The organism is Nocardioides maradonensis (genome assembly GCF_054777115.1).
Genome location: NZ_BAAHAZ010000038.1, coordinates 1 through 4172 on the forward strand (window position 1 = coordinate 1; position 4172 = coordinate 4172).

A 4172-nucleotide genomic window follows, 5' to 3' on the forward strand; every position below is an offset into this window, starting at 1 on the left:
CACCAACGCCGGCAATCAGCCACGCCATACCAGCACCGCAGCGACCGCCATGCAGCCAAACCTTCAATCCCCCAGCCAGACGAAACATCGAGGCTAGGGGAGTGAGTCAGTCGATCCCGAGCGCCCGCGCGACCGCCGGCCCACCGACCTCGCGCACCCAGTCCGGGTCACCGACCACGACCAGCTCATCAGTGGCGCGGGACATGCCGACGTACAACCGCTCGCGCGCCCGGTCCTTGACCGACGTCTCGTTGAGGCAGAGCACGACGGCTGCGCGCTCGAGACCCTTGCAGCCGAGGACGTGGCCGTAGAAGACCTCCTCGGCGTCCCAGAAGGTCTGCCAGTAGCCGTCCTGTCCGAGCTCCTCGACCTGCAGGAGCTGGGTGGTGTGCCGGTGCCCGGTGGTGATGACCGCGACCCGGCCGGGCTCCCACCCCTCGTCGTCCAGCAGCCGGATCACCTCGTCGTCGGCCGTCTCCTCGGCGTCCTCGGCAGCGCACGGCACGAAGCGCACCGCCGGCCCCGAGCTACCGCGCGCGTACATCCGCGACGGCGCGAGCGGCGCGAACGCCTGGTGGATCTCCTTGGTGTTGCGCAGGCAGTGGTCGAGGACCAGCGGGACGAGGGCTACCGGCGGAGCGCCGTACCGGCCGAAGATGCGCTGGTTCTCGTCGGAGAACACGTAGAGGCCGCCGTTCTCCTCGTCGCGCAGGGCCCCGAGCACCGGCGCCCACCAGGACTCAGCGAAGTCCTGGGCCTCGTCGACCACCGCGGCGTCGTACCTCTTGCCGTGGTCCAGACCCTGCGCCAGCTCCCCCATCACCCGCGGCAGCGTTGCCTCCCAGAAGTCGCTGTCGGCGCGGTCGCCGTTGGGCGCACCCCACTGCCGCCCGAAGTCGTGGAAGGTCCCGACGAACGCCGGCTGGTGCTTGCGGGGCCAGGTCGCGACGACGCGCTGGAAGTACGCCGCCAGGCCCAGCGAGTAGCACAGCAGCGCCACGCGCTGGCCCCGTCTGCTGAGCTCCTTGGCCTGCTGCAGCGCGAGCACCGTCTTGCCCGAGCCCGCGCCTCCGCGCACCTCGACGCGCGGCAGCAACCGGATCACGCCGAGCAGCATCGACTGCTGATCGGTGAGGTGGTTGACCTCGGCCGCGCGCTCGGCCGCGAACGCGTTGACGTCCGCGGGCGTGCCTCCGCTCGGCCCCCGCAGGATCTCCGCGATCGCCTGCACGTCGTCGGCGGTCAGCGTCCGCCGGGTGGTGTCTCCGCGGTACGCGTTCTCCCGCACCCGCGTCACCAGGTGTGCCATCTGGTCGCGGTCGTGCAGCGCCCACCGCGGCAGCTCGGGGACGTGGAAGTCGCTCGCGAAGCCGGAGTACGGCGTCACCACACCGTGCGCCCACGCGACCCGGCCCCGACTGCCCCACCGCGGGTCGCTCTCGACGTACTCCCGCAGCGCGTACTTCACCGCCCGCGCCTGCCCCACCGGGTCGATCCAGTGCGCCACCCCGCCGCTGCTCTGGCACCAGCCCTGGTCGAACCAGACCGACCCGCCCTTGACCTCGAGCACCAGAACCCCGCAGTCCGGCATCAGCACCACGAAGTCCGCCTCGTAGTCGAGCTCCTCGGTGGTCAGCCGCAGGTTCGCCAGCACGACGTCGTCCGGCCCCAGCCCGTCGACCAGCCCCTGCCACACGTCCCTCTCGGACTGGGTGACGAACTCAGGCGACTTCGGGATGCAGGTGACCACGGCGTCATCGTGCCAATCCAGTCCGGCGGATTCGTCGATTCCGCGATTTCGCGGTTCGGCGAATGGCACGCTACGGGCGGAGGTCGGCACGATGGCAGCTGGAGATTCCGCACTCGCTCACGCACAGCGGCTGAAGAGCCACGCACGCGATCTCGTCGAGAAGGCAGGTCAGTACCTCATCGCGGTCGAATCGGAGATGACGATCGCCAGCCATCTGAAGGAGCTGAAGCAGCTCGGTTGGCGGATCCTGGAGGACCGGGAGTGGCCGCGCAGTCGGCGCGCCAACGTGGACTTTCTGGCCGTTGGGCCGCCCGGCGTCTTCATCATCGATGCCAAGCAGTGGGCCGAAGTCTCGATTGAGAACGGCGTACTATTTCGCGGCCAGTCGGATGAATCGACAGCGCTCGAAAGGCAGCGGGAACTGATCGACCGCATCGTCAGCGACCTAGAATCTTCCGGCCTCGTCCCGAGCGCGATTCAATCGGTCTTCGCGTTCACCAACAATGCGATGACGCCGACGTGCCTCGGCCCCGTGACCCTCATGGGTGCGAGCAGCCTCATCGCGTGGCTGATCTCGCAACCGGGTCGCTTGCCGCCGGACAAGATCACGGAGATCGCCGATGCTCTGGAGCTGACGTGCCCCCCAGTCACGGTGCCCACCGACCGAGCGAAGCCCTGGATTGCTCGAAAGAAATCCGTCGCCATGGGGCCTCGGCCCAAGGATCAGCCGGCGGACGCGCCGCTGATCGATGCTGATGAGATCCATGGCGCCCTCAGCGCGGCCCTCCTCGCCAAACCGATCGAGGACTGGATGACGTTCGTCCACCCTGACCAGCTCCGTCTCGTCGGCACACGTTGGAATGGCCCCTATCGGATCCGCGGTCCGGCCGGCACCGGGAAGACGGTCGTCGGGTTGCACCGAGCTGTCTATCTCGCTCAGCGATCGGACCTTCCGATCCTGTTCAGCAGCTTCGTCAAGACGCTCCCTCGCGTTCAAAGATCTCTCGCTCGTCGGATTTCCGAGCCCGCGGCCGCCAATATCGAGTTTGTTCATATACATCTACTTGCGAAGCGGATTCTCGAACAGGCTGCGATCCCGATCGACCTGAACCCCGCGAAGGTGCGCCGGGCGTTCGAAACCGCGTGGGTCCAAACTGGCGCAGCACGGCATCTCGCCCGATTCGAGGCTCGGCCCGACTATTGGCTGGAGGAGATCGACTACGTGATCAAGGGCCGGGGGATCCTGGACTTCGAGGACTACCACGACCTTGTTCGCGTCGGACGCAAGGCAGCACTACCGCGCGACGTGCGTCCGCACGTTTGGGACCTATATGTGCGGTACGGCGAGATCCTTGCCGAGACGGAAGTCTGCGACTTCAACGACCTACTTCTCAACGCGCTCGACGTTGTCCGCGAGGATCCGGCAGCCCAGCGTTACGGCGCCGTTATCGTCGACGAGGTCCAAGACCTCACGCTGACGGGCCTGAAGCTCCTCAGGGCCGTCGCGCGCGACGACCAGATGTTGCTGATAGGTGACGGGCAGCAATCGATCTATCCCGGGGGGTACAACCTGGCGGAAGCGGGAATCAATGTGACAGGTCGGTCGAGCATCCTGCGAGTCAACTACCGCAACACCGCGGAGATTCTCGAGAGGGCCATTCGCGAGGTTGAACGCGACAGCTTCGACGATCTGGACGGCGAGCCGGCCTCCGGCGGCAGGGACACAGAGGTCCTCCGCCACGGAAGCCATCCGCTCACTGTGTTCGCCGCATCCCGCGCGGATCTGGAACGACAACTGGTCGATCAGGTCCGCCGCTCACGAGACTTCGGTATTCCGCTGGGCGACATGGCAGTACTCGTGTCCAATAGGGACGATGTGGCTCGCTACGCGCGGGCTCTCAACACCGCCGCCCTTCCGACCATCGATCTTCTCGACTACGACGGCGTCACCCAAGACAGGATCAAGGTCGGCACTCTCAAACGAGCCAAGGGGCTGGACTTTAAGTTCGTGCTGATGCCGGGATTGCGCCAAGCGCCGCCCGCGCGCAAGCCCGAAGAGACCGAAGACGCCTATTCAGAACGCTTGGTGCGCCACCACCGCGAGACCTTCGTCGGCATGACCCGAGCTAGGGACGGTCTCTGGCTTGGATACCTGCCCTAGCGCATTCGCACCTCCTTGCCGGTCTGCAATTCCGCCCGTATCGCGAACGCCGATGCGGTAGGACTGTGCCGTGGTCAGATACTCGGTCGAACATGCGCTGCGCCAAGTGGCGATGGAGTGGTTGGACGGGCGACCTAACCCGCGCGTGGACTTCGGCTGGCTCGCTAGTGCCGCGGATTTGAAGTAGTTGGACGGTTGGCCTTTGCGAGGATCTGGTCGGCGGTCTTCGTCCAAACGAACGGATGAGCACGGTCGTGCCAG

The 4172-nt window shown here is 66.5% G+C and carries 2 protein-coding genes; one reads left to right on the plus strand and one right to left on the minus strand.

The window, feature by feature from the left end; translation table 11 throughout:
• Positions 1 to 106: 106 nt before the first annotated feature.
• Positions 107 to 1750 carry a nuclease-related domain-containing DEAD/DEAH box helicase gene (locus ACYVAQ_RS23260; protein WP_460792993.1) on the minus strand — a complete coding sequence of 548 codons (1644 nt, stop codon included), beginning with the start codon at positions 1748 to 1750 and terminating at the stop codon, positions 107 to 109.
• Here ACYVAQ_RS23260 and ACYVAQ_RS23265 point away from each other — a divergent pair.
• Positions 1737 to 3911, plus strand: a complete 2175-nt coding sequence (locus tag ACYVAQ_RS23265; protein ID WP_460792994.1) for a nuclease-related domain-containing DEAD/DEAH box helicase — start codon at positions 1737 to 1739, stop codon at positions 3909 to 3911. The genes ACYVAQ_RS23260 and ACYVAQ_RS23265 overlap by 14 nt on opposite strands.
• Positions 3912 to 4172: the final 261 nt, after the last annotated feature.